13 protein-coding genes, 14 tRNA genes and 1 pseudogene are annotated in these 17,821 nt (G+C 41.9%); 16 read left to right on the top strand and 12 right to left on the bottom strand.

Going from position 1 to position 17,821, the window contains the following annotated elements:
- Window positions 1–39: 39 nt before the first annotated feature.
- The 3 genes from A7968_RS18585 to A7968_RS18575 are packed head-to-tail and all read right to left on the bottom strand — an operon-like array spanning window position 40 to window position 2,462.
- The gene (locus tag A7968_RS18585) at window positions 40–333 is read right to left on the bottom strand and encodes a hypothetical protein (protein WP_064668053.1); all 294 of its coding nucleotides are present in this window, start codon (window positions 331–333) and stop codon (window positions 40–42) included.
- On the bottom strand, window positions 330–1,367 hold the full coding sequence (locus A7968_RS18580; RefSeq protein ID WP_064668052.1) for a M48 family metallopeptidase: 1,038 nt from the start codon (window positions 1,365–1,367) through the stop codon (window positions 330–332). The genes A7968_RS18585 and A7968_RS18580 overlap by 4 nt, the downstream gene beginning before the upstream one ends.
- On the bottom strand, window positions 1,368–2,462 hold the full coding sequence (locus tag A7968_RS18575) for a YjgN family protein (protein WP_064668051.1): 1,095 nt from the start codon (window positions 2,460–2,462) through the stop codon (window positions 1,368–1,370).
- Window positions 2,463–2,630: 168 nt separating this feature from the next.
- Here A7968_RS18575 and A7968_RS18570 point away from each other — a divergent pair, with 168 nt between their 5' ends.
- The 9 genes from A7968_RS18570 (at window position 2,631) to msrB (ending at window position 12,090) form a co-directional block, all read left to right on the top strand.
- A complete protein-coding gene (locus A7968_RS18570) occupies window positions 2,631–3,362 on the top strand; it encodes an RNA methyltransferase (protein ID WP_064668050.1) in 732 nt (243 codons plus the stop codon).
- 67 nt (window positions 3,363–3,429) lie between these two features.
- Window positions 3,430–6,825, top strand: coding sequence for a chromosome segregation SMC family protein (locus tag A7968_RS18565; RefSeq protein WP_064668049.1), 3,396 nt, complete (start codon window positions 3,430–3,432; stop codon window positions 6,823–6,825).
- 40 nt (window positions 6,826–6,865) lie between these two features.
- Complete coding sequence (gene zipA, locus A7968_RS18560) at window positions 6,866–7,642, top strand: cell division protein ZipA (protein WP_064668048.1); 777 nt, start codon at window positions 6,866–6,868, stop codon at window positions 7,640–7,642.
- Window positions 7,643–7,738: 96 nt separating this feature from the next.
- Complete coding sequence (ligA, locus tag A7968_RS18555; protein WP_064668129.1) at window positions 7,739–9,760, top strand: NAD-dependent DNA ligase LigA; 2,022 nt, start codon at window positions 7,739–7,741, stop codon at window positions 9,758–9,760.
- Window positions 9,753–10,097, top strand: a complete 345-nt coding sequence (locus A7968_RS18550; protein ID WP_064668047.1) for a DUF3392 domain-containing protein — start codon at window positions 9,753–9,755, stop codon at window positions 10,095–10,097. The genes ligA and A7968_RS18550 overlap by 8 nt, the downstream gene beginning before the upstream one ends.
- Entirely contained in the window at window positions 10,094–10,591 is a 498-nt protein-coding gene (locus A7968_RS18545) for a DUF2919 domain-containing protein (protein WP_064668046.1), read from the top strand. Before A7968_RS18550 ends, A7968_RS18545 begins: the two co-directional genes overlap by 4 nt.
- A 27-nt stretch (window positions 10,592–10,618) precedes the next feature.
- Window positions 10,619–11,059: a hypothetical protein gene (locus A7968_RS18540; protein WP_064668045.1), complete on the top strand. Its 441-nt coding sequence runs from the start codon at window positions 10,619–10,621 to the stop codon at window positions 11,057–11,059.
- A 72-nt stretch (window positions 11,060–11,131) separates the two neighbouring features.
- Window positions 11,132–11,641 (top strand): peptide-methionine (S)-S-oxide reductase, encoded by a 510-nt coding sequence (locus A7968_RS18535; RefSeq protein WP_064668044.1) that lies wholly within the window; start codon window positions 11,132–11,134, stop codon window positions 11,639–11,641.
- An 8-nt stretch (window positions 11,642–11,649) separates the two neighbouring features.
- Window positions 11,650–12,090 carry a peptide-methionine (R)-S-oxide reductase MsrB gene (msrB, locus tag A7968_RS18530; RefSeq protein WP_064668043.1) on the top strand — a complete coding sequence of 147 codons (441 nt, stop codon included), beginning with the start codon at window positions 11,650–11,652 and terminating at the stop codon, window positions 12,088–12,090.
- Window positions 12,091–12,222: 132 nt separating this feature from the next.
- Here msrB and A7968_RS18525 read toward each other — a convergent pair whose 3' ends face one another.
- The 8 genes from A7968_RS18525 to A7968_RS18490 all read right to left on the bottom strand — a co-directional run bounded on the left by A7968_RS18525 (window position 12,223) and on the right by A7968_RS18490 (window position 15,374).
- Window positions 12,223–13,884, bottom strand: a complete 1,662-nt coding sequence (locus A7968_RS18525) for a tetratricopeptide repeat-containing response regulator (RefSeq protein ID WP_064668042.1) — start codon at window positions 13,882–13,884, stop codon at window positions 12,223–12,225.
- Between the two features lie 517 nt (window positions 13,885–14,401).
- A tRNA-Val gene (locus tag A7968_RS18520) sits at window positions 14,402–14,477 on the bottom strand.
- Between the two features lie 19 nt (window positions 14,478–14,496).
- Window positions 14,497–14,572: transfer RNA gene (locus tag A7968_RS18515), tRNA-Val, on the bottom strand.
- A 42-nt stretch (window positions 14,573–14,614) separates the two neighbouring features.
- Window positions 14,615–14,690, bottom strand: a tRNA-Val gene (locus tag A7968_RS18510).
- A gap of 19 nt (window positions 14,691–14,709) precedes the next feature.
- Window positions 14,710–14,785 (bottom strand) — tRNA-Val (locus A7968_RS18505).
- A 35-nt stretch (window positions 14,786–14,820) separates the two neighbouring features.
- A tRNA-Val gene (locus A7968_RS18500) sits at window positions 14,821–14,896 on the bottom strand.
- A gap of 170 nt (window positions 14,897–15,066) precedes the next feature.
- Window positions 15,067–15,142: transfer RNA gene (locus tag A7968_RS18495), tRNA-Val, on the bottom strand.
- Window positions 15,143–15,297: 155 nt separating this feature from the next.
- Window positions 15,298–15,374 (bottom strand) — tRNA-Val (locus A7968_RS18490).
- 799 nt (window positions 15,375–16,173) lie between these two features.
- Between A7968_RS18490 and A7968_RS18485 the strand changes: the two genes are divergently transcribed.
- From A7968_RS18485 to A7968_RS18455, 7 genes are all read left to right on the top strand, one after another.
- A tRNA-Ala gene (locus tag A7968_RS18485) sits at window positions 16,174–16,249 on the top strand.
- 38 nt (window positions 16,250–16,287) lie between these two features.
- Window positions 16,288–16,363, top strand: a tRNA-Glu gene (locus A7968_RS18480).
- 145 nt (window positions 16,364–16,508) lie between these two features.
- A tRNA-Glu gene (locus A7968_RS18475) sits at window positions 16,509–16,584 on the top strand.
- Window positions 16,585–16,673: 89 nt separating this feature from the next.
- Window positions 16,674–16,749: transfer RNA gene (locus A7968_RS18470), tRNA-Glu, on the top strand.
- 182 nt (window positions 16,750–16,931) lie between these two features.
- A tRNA-Glu gene (locus A7968_RS18465) sits at window positions 16,932–17,007 on the top strand.
- Window positions 17,008–17,186: 179 nt separating this feature from the next.
- Window positions 17,187–17,262: transfer RNA gene (locus A7968_RS18460), tRNA-Glu, on the top strand.
- A 91-nt stretch (window positions 17,263–17,353) separates the two neighbouring features.
- Window positions 17,354–17,429: transfer RNA gene (locus A7968_RS18455), tRNA-Glu, on the top strand.
- Window positions 17,430–17,682: 253 nt separating this feature from the next.
- Here A7968_RS18455 and A7968_RS23840 read toward each other — a convergent pair.
- A pseudogene (locus A7968_RS23840) lies at window positions 17,683–17,821 on the bottom strand (hypothetical protein); the annotation flags it as partial.

The raw sequence follows: 17,821 nt of genomic DNA, 5'->3' as shown, positions 1-17,821 counted from the left end.
TAAAAAGCGCCAATTTGGCGCTTTTTTTAATCCCGCAAATTATGGAAATTTCATATTATGCTTTTTTGCATAGAGCAAACAAACAGGTATCTCGATAATTAAGTAAGTTAGCAAGGTAAACCAAAACCAATTCAACTTAAATCCTAGCCAGTTAAATTCAATGTTGGAGTTGTAATATAAGCTCGCAGCGATAAACAAAGTTACGGCCGTTGCAAACACATCTTGCATCGATACTCTTTTAAAGTCATTACCTGCAAAGCGTGGGTAAATAAAACCATATCCTAGCGCAATCATGATAGCGGCTAAAACGATTAACGTTAACTCAGGTGTCATTTGGGCTTATATTGCCTCGCATAATCAATTCGCTCTTGCGAGCTTGGGTGTGTTGATAAGTATTCTAACCAGCTATCATCAAGCTTAGCCTGTTCATTGAAGCGTGTTTGCAGGGCTTCAATTGCATCCGCAAAATCATGATTAGAGTAACCTAATGCAATTAATTTTTCGATGGCATACTGATCAGCTTCGCGTTCCATATCTCTTGAAAATGCTTGCTGTAAAAAAGACGATCCAGAGCCCAAAACCACCTCTGTAATACCTTCTAAGTCACCAAAAATAACCGCGAGAACAATACTACTGGCAGCCGCTTGGGCGGTCAGGCGAATACCATGATGGTACTCAACATGACCAATTTCATGTAATAAAATTGCGCGGAGTGCGTCCGGCTTATCATTTAAGAGCTTAACAAGCTCATCGGTAACAACAACGCGGCCATGGGGCAGTGCAAACGCATTAGCAGACAAGTAGTCTGATTTATAAAATGAGAGTCTAAATTTAGCGGTATCTAAATTCAACTGCTTGAGCATGGTTTGCCATTGTAACTGTAATGCTGATTGCTGGTCTTCACTGAGCTTTGTTGGCTCTAAAGCAACTTTCTCAATCACAGTGAGAACTTGCTCTCCCATGTTTTCAACGGTGTTAGGGGAGGCCAAGCTTACGCTATATACCGCGATGGCTGGGATGCCTCGGTATAAAATAAACCACAATAGCAGTGGCGTTAAGATAATTGACAGTAAAATAAGCGCTTTATTTTTTTCTAAGCGTTCAGTAAGTCTCTGTTTATCCGGAGCAAACGGCCAGCGAAAATGTATATCCTGGGGCACAAAGCGGCCCCCTTCAGAAAAGCTGATTGCGGATGCAATACCCGGCAAAGGGCTTTCTAACTGGCAATTTACGAGTGATGAAGACACTAAAAGCTGTTGTTGAGCGTCGACAAGTTGCAGGTTGTCGTCAGTGACAATAGCGCTGCATTGTTGATGCTGGCTACTATTAGGGTAGTAATAGCAGCCAGTGATAGGAAAATCACTCATTTAAGTAAGCGAAATATCAATATCAAACACATTTGCCGCTTCTTCGGCAAATGATGATTGCTCTTGTTGTGCGGTATCAATAATTGCAAGGGCACCGCTGTAGATGGTGACCTCTGTTGCTTTAGCGAGTAGGCGAGCTCTGCGTATTTTTGCCCATGGGTAAGCCATGCCTAAGCTAAAAATAATTGCCAGTGCATTAGTAAATAGTAGTATGGCGTAGTCAGCTGCCTTTAAATCAGATTTAAAACTAGCAACATCGTCAAATTCACTGCTGTTAAATATATGGTTACGAATAATTGATTGATAAACTGCACTGAGCAATGTCAAAAATGCAATATAGAGTGCCATGATTAACACGGGAAATAATATTGTCGAGACATTTAAGTTACCTGGGTCAACATTACCTACACTCATCGCAACACCGCTAATACCTACAAATATACCAAAAATGACCAAACCTGCGATTGCAACTCCAATTGTAATGAGTGCAGCCATATAATAGGTTTCACCTTTGAGGTTCACATTGATAGCTTTATTACCGTAACTGATATTTTCATGTAAATATTGATCCATACGCTTTAACGCGTAAGGCAGTAATAAATACAAGGTGAATACACTGGCGATAGGCAATAGTACAAAGTTAACGAATGCGTCGCCGTAGTTGCCAGAAAATGCAAAACGTACGTTACGATGGCGGGTCATACGCATATTAAAACGTAGGCCTTGGTTGATGATCCAAGGCATAGCCAATAAAAAGCCGAGTGCGAATAATAGTCCAATTAATGGCAATAACTGTACAACAAGGCTGTAAATTACAAACACCACCACCGCTAAAATACGCCCTTTGAGAATTTGTATTGGGGTGGCTAGGTAGTCAAAACTATGGCCATCGATTTGGGTGTTACCATAAAAATAACGATAGGTGCGTACTTTAGCCCATGCCGAATAAATACCGAGGGTTAAAATACTAAGCAAAATATTGACTATCCAGATGCCAAAGAATTCGCCAGCTTGACCGCTAAATTGTACTCGGCCTTGAAAGATAGTTGGATTAGTTGCGATTGGTGATTCAGCTGAATGTGTGGTGGGTTCCATTTTTATTTCCAGTTCCTTTTATTAAGCAGCAAAAGTTACTAAAAAAATGCTTTTTAATCAATCATAATCAACAGTAGTAGCTGATTAAACGGTAGAAAGACTGAGTTTTCAATTTTAGAACTTCCAGTTATATCTGTTATACTCACGGCGTCATTTTATGAGGCTGTTATGATTTCAAAAAACCAACTCAAGTTAATTCGCGCATTAGGTCAAAAAAAGTACCGAAAGCAACATAATCAATACCTTGTGCAAGGTGAAAAAAACGTACTTGAGTTATTGGCAAGTGGCTTGGCGATAGTTGATGTATTTGCTACAGCTGCCTTTATAGCGCAGTTCCAAGCACAATTTCCTCATGTCACTATGATAGAAGCGGATGAAGACAGCCTAACTAAAGCCAGTACCTTAGTGTCAAACAATGCGGCAATTGCGGTTGTTGCTATGCCAACCATTGCTTTACCAAGCCCAGAAGGATTAATGTTAGCTTTGGATGGCGTATCTGACCCTGGTAACTTAGGGACGATTATTCGCGTAGCTGATTGGTATGGGATCAACCATATTGTAGCGAGCTTAGACAGTGCCGATCCATATAACCCAAAAACTATTAGTGCCACTATGGGATCGTTTGTCCGCGTTGCCGTAAGCCAAGTAGATTTACCTGCTTATTTAAATGATCTTGATTTACCTATTTATGGTGCCTTTTTAGAGGGTGAAAACTTACATCAAGCAACACTCGCGCAAACAGGTGTATTACTAATGGGCAGTGAATCGCATGGTATTCGCGGCGCCTGTGCCGCACTGGTTACAAATAAAATTACGATTCCGGCGTTTGGCGCAGCTGAATCACTCAATGTTGCTATGGCAACGGGAATTATTTTAGATAATTTTAAACGCCAAGCTTAACCTTTTGACTCAAAATGGGTTAAATTAACATTAAGCAGATAACAATAATAATCGGTAAACCAATTAGATGCGTTTGAGCACCATAAAATTAGCGGGCTTTAAATCTTTTGTAGAGCCCACTAAAATACCATTCCCTGATCAAATGACCTGTGTTGTTGGTCCAAATGGCTGCGGCAAGTCTAATGTGATTGATGCGGTGCGCTGGGTGCTGGGTGAAAGCTCTGCTAAAAATTTGCGTGGCGATGCCATGACTGATGTTATTTTTAATGGTTCAACCAACCGTAAACCGATATCTCAAGCTTCAGTTGAACTTATTTTTGATAACACACAAGGGCATTTACCCAATACCTTTGCCGATCGTAATCAAGTGGCTATTAAGCGTTTAGTAACGCGTGACGGTCAATCGCTATATTTTCTCAATGGCAGTAAGTGTCGAAAGCGCGATATTACCGATATATTTTTAGGAACAGGCCTTGGCCCGCGTAGTTATGCGATTATCGAGCAAGGCATGATCTCACGCTTGATTGAAAGCAAACCTGCCGATTTACGGGTGTTTTTAGAAGAAGCCGCAGGCGTTTCAAAGTACAAAGAGCGTCGCCGTGAAACACAAACTCGAATTAAAAGCACCCGCGAAAACCTTGAGCGTTTGCTGGATGTACGTAAAGAATTACAAGCACAAGTTGATAAACTGGCAGTACAGTCTGTTGAAGCAAAAAAATACCGGGAGCTAAAAGCGCAAGAGCGCACCCTTAAAGGTCAACTAGCTGTATTGAAATGGCAAAAGTTACATCAGCAGCAAGTGGCTAAAGCCGACAAAATGGCGCAGCTTAATGAGCAGATAAGCTTTTTTAAAACCGCTCATTCAGGTCATGACGATGTACTAGCAAGCCTTGAAAACCAAGTACAACACCAGCTTGAAAAGCTCAATGATGCGCAGCAAGCTCAGCACAAAACGCACACCGAACTTACCCGTGCAGAGCAACAACAAATTAGTTTAAAGCAGCAACAGCAAGCGTTTAATCATAATTTGCTGAAACAACAGCAGTTGCAACTGCAAAATCAGCAGCTACAACGCCAGCAGAAAGATCACACCGATGAACAGCAAAGTGCCTTACAAGCGGCGATAGAACATACCTTGATATGCACAGAGCAAGTGGCAGAAATGGCTGAAACTGTTGCTCAGTTACAGACCGAGAAAGAGCAAAAAGTTACTGATTGGCAAGCGATTAATGAGCAGTTTCAAACTATTAATGCGCAATATAGCCAGCAACAGAATATCGCTCAGCAGTACACGCAAAATGCCCAGTATATCGAAAATCAGCAAACTGCATTGGTCAGCGAATTAGCAGAACTTGCTGAAAACCCAATTGCGCAGCAAGTTACGCAGCAGCAACAATTGATGCAGTCGTTGACCCAAGAGCTCGCGGCAAAACAAAGCGCATTGAACAAGGTTCAGGCCAATGTACAACAAGCCCAAACGGCCTTACGCAGCAGTCAAGATACTCAGCAAACTCTCACTCAGCAACTCAACGAGAATAAAGCCAAAATAGCGGGCTTAACTTCAATGCTGGGGGATGCTAAAGAGCAAGGCGAGGGTAATTTGCTCGCACAATTAGTTGTGCGTAACGGCTTTGAACATTTAGTTGAGCAGGCGCTACAAGGGCTTGAACAATTAACTGTCACTGCCGCAGTAACACCTAACGGAATATGGCCTGTACTTGATACTGCCCCTGAAGGGTCATTGGCGACATTTATTGAGCAAGGGGTTTATCCGGATTTATTACATCGCATTGCCTATAAAGATAGCTTCAGTAAAGACGATTTAGCAGATCAATACTGGCTAGCTGTGATAGATCGCGAGGGCAATATCCATGGTCGAAATTGGCAGCAGCAAGCAGATAAAAATGCAGATAATTCTTTGCTTGTTAAACATAAGCAGTTACAAGAGGCGACGCAGCTAACAGCAGAGCTTAGTAGCGAGCTAGCCACACAAAATACTTCAGTAGCCGCGCAGCAGCAAGTTTGCGAACAGTTGCATACGCAAAGCGAAGCATTAAAAGCTGCCGTTCATCAGCTAGCGCAACAAGTGGCATCGGGCAGCACTCGTCGCGACATGCTCAAAGATCAATTACAGCAATTTCAAAATCAGCAGCACAAGTTACAAACTAAGCTCGCGCAATTAGATGTTGAACACAGCAGCCTTGAAAATAAGCTAACAGCTCAACAGCAACATATCGAACAGCTCGGCGCGCAGCGGGATGAAATAACGGACACGCTTACTGCTGTTCAATTGGCGCAACAGCAAAGTGATGAGCAGTATAAACAAGCACATGCGCAGTTAGAGCAATACAAAACACAAGCTCACCAAGCCACTCTAAGTGAGCAAAAGGCGCGTAGTGAATGCCAACTCAGCGATACTAAGTTACAGCATGCAATTACCGCCAGTGAGTCAGCTCGTGAAGCTGTAATGGAATTAACAGCCCAAATTGAAGAGCTGGTTATGCCATTAGAAGAGGTGGCAGAGCAAATCTTGCGCCTATTGGAGCAAAACCAGCAAAGTGACATTGAGCTTAAAAATTTGCAAACTGCATTAAGTGAAGCTAAAACAGCACTTACGGATAAACAAACAACGCTTAAAGCTTCGCAAGCAGAAATGACACAACTGCAAGAGCAATTACAGCAACATGCTCTTGAAGAACAAAGTTTATTAGTAAAAGCACAAGCGGCGCTAGAGCCACTTGATGAATTGCAGCAAAACTTAAAACAAGTATTGGCGCAGCTCCCTGAAAATGCCAACATAAATACTTACCAAGGACAGCTCAACAAAGTTGCGCAAAGTCTCGGTGAGTTGGGCGCTGTGAATTTAGCCGCGATTGATGAATTTGAACAAGCACAACAGCGTAGCCAGTACTTAGACGCTCAAGTGGAAGATTTAACTAAAGCGTTAACAACGCTTGAAGGTGCAATTGGTAAAATTGATCGCGAAACAAAAACTCGCTTTAAAGCAACATTTGATCAAGTTAATCGTGATTTTGCTCAGTTGTTCCCCAAAGTATTTGGCGGCGGCAGCGCATATCTTGAATTAACCAGTGATGACTTATTGGAAAGTGGTGTTAGTATAATGGCACGCCCGCCGGGCAAGAAAAATTCAACAATTCACCTGTTAAGTGGTGGAGAAAAAGCGCTGACCGCATTATCATTAGTGTTTTCAATATTCAGGCTCAATCCAGCTCCTTTCTGTATGCTGGACGAGGTAGATGCACCACTTGATGATGCGAATGTTGGACGGTTTTGTCGATTAGTTGAAGAAATGTCACAATCGGTGCAATTTATTTATATCAGTCATAATAAAATTGCCATGGAAATGGCTGGCAGATTGACCGGTGTAACAATGGCTGAACCAGGCGTTTCGCGTGTGGTCGCTGTCGATATTGAACAAGCGGTGCAAATGGCACACGCATAAATATTAATATTTGAGTAAATAGATAATAAAAGGTGAGGGGATGGCCGAACAATTAAGATGGGTTTTAATCATTATCAGTGTAGTAGTCATTGGTGGATTATTAATACATGGCCTATGGTCTGTGCGTAAAAAAGATGCGCCCGCTGCGACACATGACGAACGGGTTGAACCTGCAGCTCATCAAGCACCTGTTGAGCGTCAAAGTGCACCTGAGCCAGTTTCTCACAATGAGCGTGATGAACCGCAGTTTGGCGATTTAAGTTTTAGCGCTGATGAAAAACAGCACTCTCACGCTGATTCATTTGCTGAGCCAGAGCAAGAAACCACCTCTGAGGTTGATGATGTTGCAACAGCGACCAAGTCTAGCGACGAAATGGTGACTGAGCAAGAGCCTGAGCAACCCGTGGCCAGTGATTTTATTATTGTTCATATTCAAATGCCTGAAGGTTTAAATATGGAAGGTAGTAAATTATTACCAGCGGTTAATACACTTGGTTTTAAATACTCAGAAGAAGGCTTTTTTAATCGTCACTTAGATCCTGCCGGCCATGGTCCAGTGCTATTTCGCTTAGTTAATATGTACAACCCAGGCACGTTCGATATTGATAATATGGAACAGTTTAGTACTGCCGGGGTCAGTTTATTTATGACTCTACCGTGTGATGGTGATGGCCTTGCGGCCTTTAACATGTTGCACAGTGCCGCTAAAAAGTTAGCCGATGAGTTTGGCGCAACTATTTTAGATTCACAGCGTGAAGAAATGACCGTTGATAGCGTGCGTGAGTATGTTGAAAAAGTGAGACGTTTTTCAGTTTAATTACCAGCTATGTATAAAGTTAATTAGTTAAGAGTTTTATAAGCCACTTAATGATGACTCGTTAAAGTGGCTTTTTTTATGTTTTTTGAGGTCAGTATGTCCACTTTAGTGTTAGCGCAAATTACGCAGCTTCGTCAACAGTTAGAAGATCATAACCACAACTATTATGTGCTTGATAACCCGAGTATTCCGGACGCCGAATATGATCGATTATTACGCGAGTTAAGTGCGCTTGAAACTGCTAACCCTGAGTATATGAGCGCCGATTCACCGACTCAAAAAGTAGGCGGTGCTGCACTTGCTAAATTTGAGCAAGTAACACACCAAGTGCCTATGTTGTCGTTAGATAACGCCTTTAGTGAAGAAGAGTTCAGTGCCTTTAATCGTCGCATTAAAGAACGGTTGATGGACAATAAAGAACTTACCTTTTGCTGCGAACCAAAACTTGACGGCCTCGCTGTATCGATTTTATACCGCAATGGCGTACTCGTGCAGGCAGCAACCCGCGGTGATGGCCACACTGGTGAAAATATTACCACTAACGTGAAAACAATTCGTAACGTGCCACTAAAGTTACGCGGTGATGATTTTCCCGAGGAAATTGAAATTCGTGGTGAAGTGTTCATGGATAGCGCAGGATTTGACAAGCTTAATGCTGAAGCCGAAAAGCGCGGCGAAAAAGTGTTTGTGAACCCGCGTAACGCCGCTGCGGGGAGCTTGCGTCAGCTCGATTCGAAAATTACTGCCAAGCGACCATTGATGTTTTATGCCTACAGTATCGGCGTTGTTACTAATGGAGAATTACCAAGCGAGCATTATCAGCAATTGGCTAAGCTAACTGATTGGGGCTTACCACTTTGCCCAGAAACAAAATTAGTTGAAGGTCAGCAAGCAGCGCTTGATTATTATCACGATATTCTTGAGCGTCGCAGCAGCCTTAAATATGAAATTGATGGCGTAGTGATCAAAATAAACAACAAAGCCATGCAAGAGCGGTTAGGCTTTGTGGCGCGAGCTCCACGCTGGGCTATTGCGTATAAGTTTCCTGCTCAAGAAGAGATCACTCAGTTAATCGATGTTGAATTTCAGGTTGGCCGTACTGGCGCAATTACCCCTGTGGCGCGTTTAGAGCCAGTATTTGTCGGTGGGGTTACGGTATCGAATGCAACCTTGCATAACCGTGATGAAATAGACCGTTTAGGGGTTAAAATTGGCGATACGGTGATTATTCGCCGTGCGGGTGATGTGATCCCACAAATCACCCAAGTAGTATTCGATCGGCGCCCTACAGGTGCGAAGGAAATCGAGTTTCCGGCGACATGTCCAATTTGTGATTCCCATGTTGAACGCATAGAAGGTGAAGCCGTAGCGCGCTGTACAGGCGGTTTGGTATGCCAAGCACAGCGCAAAGAAGCCATTAAACACTTTGCTTCACGAAAAGCGCTCGATATCGATGGCCTTGGCGATAAAATTGTTGAACAGCTGGTGGATAGAGAACTTATTAAAACGCCTGCGGATTTATTTATTCTTAAGCAAGGGCATTTTGAGTCACTTGAACGCATGGGTCCTAAATCAGCTAAAAACCTGGTTGCAGCACTTGAAGATGCGAAACAAACCACTTTGGCCAAATTTTTATATTCTTTAGGTATTAGAGAAGTGGGTGAAGCTACGGCGCAAAATTTAGCAAACCACTTTTTAACACTTGATAAAGTAACTAGCGCAACCACTGAAGCGTTAGTTGAAGTAAGTGATGTTGGCGAAATTGTAGCTAAGCATGTACAGGGCTTTTTTGCTGAGCAACACAACTTAGACGTTGTGAATGCTTTAATAGAGCAGGGGATCCATTGGCCTGAATTAACTGCGCCAAGTGAAGATTCACAGCCGCTAGCGGGCTTAACCTATGTGTTAACAGGGACTTTAAACGAGCTAAATCGTAATGATGCCAAAGCACGGCTGCAGCAATTAGGCGCAAAAGTGTCTGGTAGTGTATCAGCGAAAACAGATGCTTTGATTGCTGGTGAAAAAGCCGGCTCTAAGCTAACTAAAGCGCAAGAGCTAGGGGTTGATGTACTCAGCGAAGATGACTTAATTGCATTACTGGCGCAACATAATGGATAGTGTTATTACGCTTTGTCAGGATTTAGCGCTGACTTTCGGACAATGGTTAAAGCCGTACTTGTATAATATCGCTTTATTACTGGTGGTTTGTATAGTGTCTTTATATGCCAATGAAATCATTAAAACCACGAAACGATTTGTAGCAAGACGTAACTTTATTATCAGAGTGTGCGCGTTTGTCCTGGTAACTGGGTTCGGTTTTGGTTTATTAGTGGTGTTTGTGACGCCGTTAATTAGCCAGTTATTGATGTTTTTTGGCACGCGTTGGTTAGCAGTGATGGTTGTTTCAGCATTTATCCTACTTGGCATCTTAGCTGATAGGAAAAACCAGCTATGAAACGTTATGGGCCTGAGTATTGGGATAAATACGGCACATATCGGACACCAATCGCATTTCATTTGAGTTTATTGGTCTTGCTGCGAGCGTATTTTATCTGGATCATTGCGGCGCTAAGCCGCCGGCCTGAGCTTGATTTGATGTCATTGGCATTTCGCTCAAAAAGTGATTTTTTCAGTGCTTTGGCCATTGGTGCAATTGCGATTATCCCTGCGGTGGTTTTTTGTTTGCGCAGGCCACAAAAAAGCCCCGATCATGCAGCACGCTTCGCAAAAATATGGCGTTTTATGCGTTGGCCATTATTGGTGTGTGCAGCAGTAGATTTAAGTTGGTTGGTTATTCAAGCTGCACATAGCTATTATCAGTTCTCGATGTTTTTAGCCTTACAAATGGTAACGGTGTTGTGGGTACTACTGTATTTAGCTAAAAGCCGTTATTTAACGGTGTTTTTTAATGACTGGCCCGATCCAGAAACGGATAAAAAGAGCCATTAACTAAAGCAGTATAAAATAGGAGCTGCAATGCGAAAAATTAATCAACGATTGGCGTTGATCGTCGCCTGTTTTGGCATCGTACTGTTATTGTTGAGCGTATTTACTGGGCTATTTCAACAGGCTTGGTTTGTATTTTTAATTGCCTTATGGCTGTTTGTATTTAGCTCATGCTGTTACCGGTTAACGCCACTATTTATAGCGCGTAACCCGTTAGATAAATTTATTAAACGTGAGCAGCAACACCTTTTACTATTTACCTTGTCGGGATTTTTCGACAGGACTCATGGCCCGCAGTGGCTGGTCATTGATAGTATTGAGAAAATACAGTGTAATGATGACCAATGCACTATTTTTTGCAGTGAGCAGCACCAATACACTATAGGCTTACCGGCCTCTAAAACTGAACTTATGTATTATTTTAATGGTCTTTTTACTGAGCATGAAAAGCAGATAATTACCATTTGCTGAAATTAAATTCTGCTTTACACGGTATAAGTTAGTTCAGTGAGCTGTGATTAATAAAACAATAGGAGGTATAGCATGCTACAGCAAGTTGGCCTCGGAGGCAGCTGTCATTGGTGTACAGAAGCTATTTTTAGTTCACTGATAGGCGTTGAAAGTGTTGACCAAGGTTGGTTTAAAAGTGCAGAGCAAGATAGTCAGTTCAGCGAAGCGATAAGACTACGTTTTGATCCTAAAAGGATCAGCCTCACAGACTTAATTGCTATTCATATCGATACCCACAGTGCCACCAGTAAACACAGTATGCGAGAAAAGTATCGCTCGGCTATTTATGTCTATAGCAACGAACAACGTGACGCTGCATTACGGGCTTTAAATTTAAAGCAGACTGATTATGCTGATCCTTTAATAACAAAAGTGGTCACCGCGGGTGAATTTAAACACTCACCAAGTCAGTATCAAAATTACTATTTTTCAAACCCAAACAAACCATTTTGCGAAGTGCGGATAAATCCCAAGCTCGCAAGGTTATTAGCGCGATACCATGATAATGTGGATAGCAGTAAATTAACCCATCTTACTCAATGAGGTCAGTTATGTTGAATTGGAATGATATTTTAAACTTTGCCAATAAAGGTAATCCGCAGCCGAGCCGTAAAGTAGTTAAAACCGAGCAGCAATGGCGTGAACAACTAAGCGAAGCCGCGTTTTATGTTACTCGCAACAAAGGCACAGAGCGCCCACACAGCTCTGATAGCTGCACTTTGTTTGAACCAGGTAAATACGCCTGTGTGTGCTGTGATAACTTACTGTTTGATGGTGATGAAAAGTTTGACAGCGGCACTGGCTGGCCATCATTTACTCAGCCCGCTGAAATCAACTCAATTGCTTACAACAGTGATAAAACCCATGGTATGCAAAGAATCGAAACAGTATGCAACGTATGTGACGCGCATTTAGGCCATGTATTCCCTGATGGTCCTATGCCAAGTGGCCTGCGTTATTGTATTAATGCAGTATCATTACAAAAGTTATAATAGCTAATCTGACTTATCAACGTTTTACTGGATTTAATTTACTAATCCAGTAAAACTCACAGTGGTTAGCTAAATTGTTACTTATGAATTGATTGTTTTTCATGCTGCCTAAACAACAGCTATTTAAATAGTTTATTTAGTTTTGCCAGGCTCTTCTAAATTCGCAAGTGTTATCCCCATCGCTGTCGCTTGTAGAACTATTTTATTAAAGCGTTGTTGTTGCTCATTATCCAGCGCCGTTGTATCTAGTAACGCATAACATTTCTTTGCCATCATTGTATTTAATGATTGACCATTTTGTTTAGTATTATCAAATAAACACTGCAACAAATTTAAAGCAATGCTGGGGTTGCGAGGCATGACCCTAAATGCTTGAGTGAAAGCTTCTAAAGCGGTATTTAATTGCCCACGATTAAACTGAGTCACAGCATGGTTGTTGAGCTCTTTCGGGCCCATTTTTATATCGCGGCGCTCGCTTTGCTGCTGCTGAATATACCGTAAATAAACCGGATCACTCACTGTAGGATGACGCTCACAATGGCTGATAATTTGGTTGAACAGTGATTGTGCTTTATGGTGAAAGCCCAACTCATGAAATGCTTTTGCTTTATCAAGCGCGCCATCCACCGAGCGAATATGATTATCGTCATCATCAAGTTGCTCTATCAACATTTTTGCTTTTTGGTGCTCGTCTTTTAGATAATGCAGGCGGGCATTGAGCACATCAATTTGCGCTTGATTATGACTATTGGGGAACTGGCTTTTTAAATCAGTTAAATATTTATTGGTTTGTCTTGAAATACGTTGAATTTGGTCGCTTTGATCTGTTGTTAAGGCAAAGTCAATTCCCGCCCGTGCTGCATTTAAATAAACATCAGGGTGATCGTGAATTGAGTGCTTGGCAAAATTAGCGATGTCTTTTTGGGTTAGGTAGTTTTTTTCATAATCGTGATTGATCAGTGAAACATGACTCAGTGATTTTTGACGTTCGATATTACGTGGTGCAATATCAACTGCTTGGCTTAAAAAGTCTTGTGCTAGCTCGAACTGGTTTAATTTTATTTCTAACTTACCAAGTAAATCCAGTGCAACTAATCGTGTTTCATGGCGTTGTAGCATCGTTCTAAGCATTCTTTGTGCAAGAATATGCTCATTGTTTGCAATTAATGCTTCTACTAATCCTACCTTGGCCCAAGCGAATTTTTGAATGTCTAACACGGATTTAAAAAAGGCTTTTGCTACATCTGCACGTTTTAAGCGAAGTAGGGCATCGCCTTTCAAACGTAAGAGTATCGCACTGTAAGCATTGCCTTTTTGATCAAGTGCCGTGTTTATCTCCTTTAATGCTTTAGAATCATTACCATCGTCAATGTAGTTGTATATTGTTTGTAAGTTATTTTTACGCAGTAAAATTCGTTCTATACGCGTTTTAAGATCATAGATGGTAAAAGGCTTTACTAAAAAATCATCAGGTTGCAGCTCTAAAACACTGTGCACAAGGGAGCCGCTAGTTTCAGCAGAAATAAAAATGAAGCCTGTGGAGTTTTTTATTAAACGTTTAACCCGCAACTCTTCATACAGCTGATAGCCATCTTGATTTTTACTCAGATTAAAAGAGCACACAATGAGATCAAATTGCTCAGTGGTGCACTGCTCTTTAGCTGAATTTGCATGCTCAGCGAAGCGTAACTGCCGAAAGCCTAATTTTTCGAGCGATTGTTTCATATAGCTTTGAGCAAGTGGTTGCTCTTCAACTATTAATATTTTGGCATTAGAAAAAATCTTTGCTGGCATTAGACTTGTGACCACGTGAACGTATCAGTGACTATAATAAACAGTCTAGTCGCTGACAAGGGAATTTAAAATTTAATACTGCAGACTGCGTTTATTTAATCAGTTATAAATTTTCAAGCAGCCTAATTATGCTTGAGGATTTTTATAGGGATAGGAGCCCCTAGGTTGATGCTTTTCAAACTTAAATAGATCATCTATTTGTGAAGGGTGGCGATGCTTTTTCTTTTTAGCTGAGCTATTTATCGATTATAGAATATAACGTGAGGTTTTATATGTGATGGGTGATACTGGACTTGATACCTGCGACCCTCGCCATTATTTGTGAAGGGTGGCGATGCTCTTTCTTTTTAGCTGAGCTATTTATCGATTATAGAATATAACGTGAGGTTTTATATGTGGTGGGTGATACTGGACTTGATACCTGCGACCCTCGCCATTATTTGTGAAGGGTGGCGATGCTCTTTCTTTTTAGCTGAGCTAATTATCGATTAAAGAATATAACGTGAGGTTTTATATGTGGTGGGTGATACTGGACTTGAACCAGTGACCCTCGCCTTGTAAGGGCGATGCTCTCCCAACTGAGCTAATCACCCACATATAATTTTGATTAAATGGTGGGTCGTACTGGACTTGAACCAGTGACCCTCGCCTTGTAAGGGCGATGCTCTCCCAACTGAGCTAACGACCCCAAATAATCAATTACTAAACTTTACGATAACCATTTTATAAATGGTGGGTCGTACTGGACTTGAACCAGTGACCCTCGCCTTGTAAGGGCGATGCTCTCCCAACTGAGCTAACGACCCGTAAAGTTTTATATCTAAATGGTGGGTGATACTGGACTTGAACCAGTGACCCTCGCCTTGTAAGGGCGATGCTCTCCCAACTGAGCTAATCACCCATTTAGATACTTTGTAATATGCACCATTCTAGGAATGGTGGGTCGTACTGGACTTGAACCAGTGACCCTCGCCTTGTAAGGGCGATGCTCTCCCAACTGAGCTAACGACCCATATTACAATATTAAGCTGCTACTATTAAAATAAATAGTACTGGACTTTAACCAGTGAACTTCGCCGTTACTTGTAAATAGCGGTGATGCTCTCTTTTCTTGTAACTGAGCTTGTGACCCATATTACAAATTTAAAACGCGACTATTAATATAATAACAGGTTTTATATGTGGTGGGTGATACTGGACTTGAACCAGTGACCCTCGCCTTGTAAGGGCGATGCTCTCCCAACTGAGCTAATCACCCACATATAAATTAAAACTCGACTATTAAAATATAAATAGTACTGGACTTTAACCAGTGAACCTCGCCGTTACTTGTAAGTAGCGGGGATACTCTCTTTTTCTAAATGAGCTAACGACCCATATAGAATATCAGATGTGAAGCACTTTAAAATAAAGTGGTGGGTGATACTGGACTTGAACCAGTGACCCTCGCCTTGTAAGGGCGATGCTCTCCCCAACTGAGCTAATCACCCACATCTGAACAACATCACATTGCTGCGTTGTTGTGGGGCGCTATTATAGATAGAGTTGTAAATGTGTCAACACTTGAATGAGTAAAAATGTTTTAGATGCAGCTTTTATAATCAATGAACCTTTATTGAGATTGTTTTATAGCCAATTCGCTGTCTTTACTACATAAGTGAAATCACTTTGGTACTTATTTAAGTTTATCCGTGTAATAGTTTACGGCTAACTACCAATACTATTGATTAGTAAGTTTGCATACCTACTTGCTTTGGGATTTTACTTTATTTTGGCTTAATCTGGATCTACCTATACTTTTAGAGGCATAAAGTGACGAATAGCAACCGAACACAATTTGGTAGTTTTGCTTAGCCAATCATGTAGAAAGAGAAAATATTTTAATAGTAAGTAAAAATTACTCAGGGTAGGGAAGCTCACTATAGATTGACTCTGGTTTTCATACTTATGAATAATTGGCTGACACTGATGGCCAAAAAAGAACAAAAACACAGTGACTTTATTTTGCATATAAATGTATAACATATTACTTTGCTAATTAGCGCACCCTAAACAATCAAGGTAACTTTGTTTCTTGGTGTTTAAGTTTCAAATTTTGTTTCGAAACAGTAGCTTTGCGTGCATTTTGAACAGTGCAGTTTATTCGTTATTCAGTTTGCTGAAAATTAAACCATTTGAATAAAGTTACTGAAAAAAATGTTGACATTATTTTGGTGGCTGCATAGAATGCGCCCCGCACTCAGCGATACACAGCACGGTTTAACTGCGCAGTGTTTAGCAAAATAAATTGGGGCTATAGCTCAGCTGGGAGAGCGCTTCGCTGGCAGTGAAGAGGTCTGCGGTTCGATCCCGCATAGCTCCACCAATTTATAAAGTGTTTGTCCTAGGGTAACAGTTTTCTGTGTCCCCATCGTCTAGAGGCCTAGGACACCGCCCTTTCACGGCGGTAACAGGGGTTCGAATCCCCTTGGGGACGCCACTTAACTTTTATTAGTTAAAGGCGGGTTAACCGAGAAAATAGCGAACAAATTAGGCTCGAGTCTTAATTTGTATATATCGCAATTACCTTATACAGCTCAGGATGTGAGTCTAACTAATCAATTGTCCTAGTGACACATTTCTGTGTCCCCATCGTCTAGAGGCCTAGGACACCGCCCTTTCACGGCGGTAACAGGGGTTCGAATCCCCTTGGGGACGCCACTTACTATTTTCATAGTCAGTGTAGTGTTATTAAAAAGCTCGTCTGAAACGAGTCTAACTATTCAGTTGTCCTAGTGACACATTTATGTGTCCCCATCGTCTAGAGGCCTAGGACACCGCCCTTTCACGGCGGTAACAGGGGTTCGAATCCCCTTGGGGACGCCACTTACTTATTATTAAGTAATGTATAAAGCAGTGTGACACCGCACTCTCTTTATGCACGACGTTAACAAGAGTACTAATCTCTTGGGGACGCCACTTGCTTTTTTTATAGTCAGTGCAGTGTTATTAAAAAGCTCGTCTGAAACGAGTCTAACCATTCAGTTGTCCTAGTGACACATTTATGTGTCCCCATCGTCTAGAGGCCTAGGACACCGCCCTTTCACGGCGGTAACAGGGGTTCGAATCCCCTTGGGGACGCCACTTACTTATTTTAATAGGGAAGTGCAATGTTATTAAGAAGCTCGTCTGAAACGAGTCTAACCATTCAGTTGTCCTAGTGACACAGAAAATGTTTCTGAGAAGATAATGCCATTCGCCTCGCAGGCTCGGCTCATCTTACACAGAAATAGCAAATCAGTGATTTGCAAACCAATTTCTGCGTCCCCATCGTCTAGAGGCCTAGGACACCGCCCTTTCACGGCGGTAACAGGGGTTCGAATCCCCTTGGGGACGCCACTTACTTATTTTAATAGGGAAGTGCAATGTTATTAAGAAGCTCGTCTGAAACGAGTCTAACCATTCAGTCGTCCTAGTGACACATTTCTGTGTCCCCATCGTCTAGAGGCCTAGGACACCGCCCTTTCACGGCGGTAACAGGGGTTCGAATCCCCTTGGGGACGCCACTTACTTATTTTAAGTAATGTATAAAGCAGTGTGACACCGCACTCTCTATGCACGACGTTAACAAGAGTACTAATCTCTTGGAAACGAAACATATTTATTTTAAGTAACGCATAAAGCGGTGTAATGCCGGACTTTCTATTCACATGTTATCAGGAGTGCCAACTCTTAAAAATTAACAGTGATAAATAACATTTCATAGTTATCTTCATTATTTATAAAATAACCTCATAAAAATATTTACTGTAGGCCAAATTAAGTTATATTTTTCTGACCGCTGACCGCTGACCGCTGACCGCTGACCGCTGACCGCTGACCGCTGACCGCTGACCGCTGACCGCTGACCGCTGACCGCTGACCGCTGACCGCTGACCGCTGACCGCTGACCGCTGAC

Source organism: Pseudoalteromonas prydzensis (assembly GCF_001661495.1).
Taxonomy (GTDB): domain Bacteria; phylum Pseudomonadota; class Gammaproteobacteria; order Enterobacterales; family Alteromonadaceae; genus Pseudoalteromonas; species Pseudoalteromonas prydzensis.
This window is presented reverse-complemented; position numbering and strand designations above follow the sequence as displayed.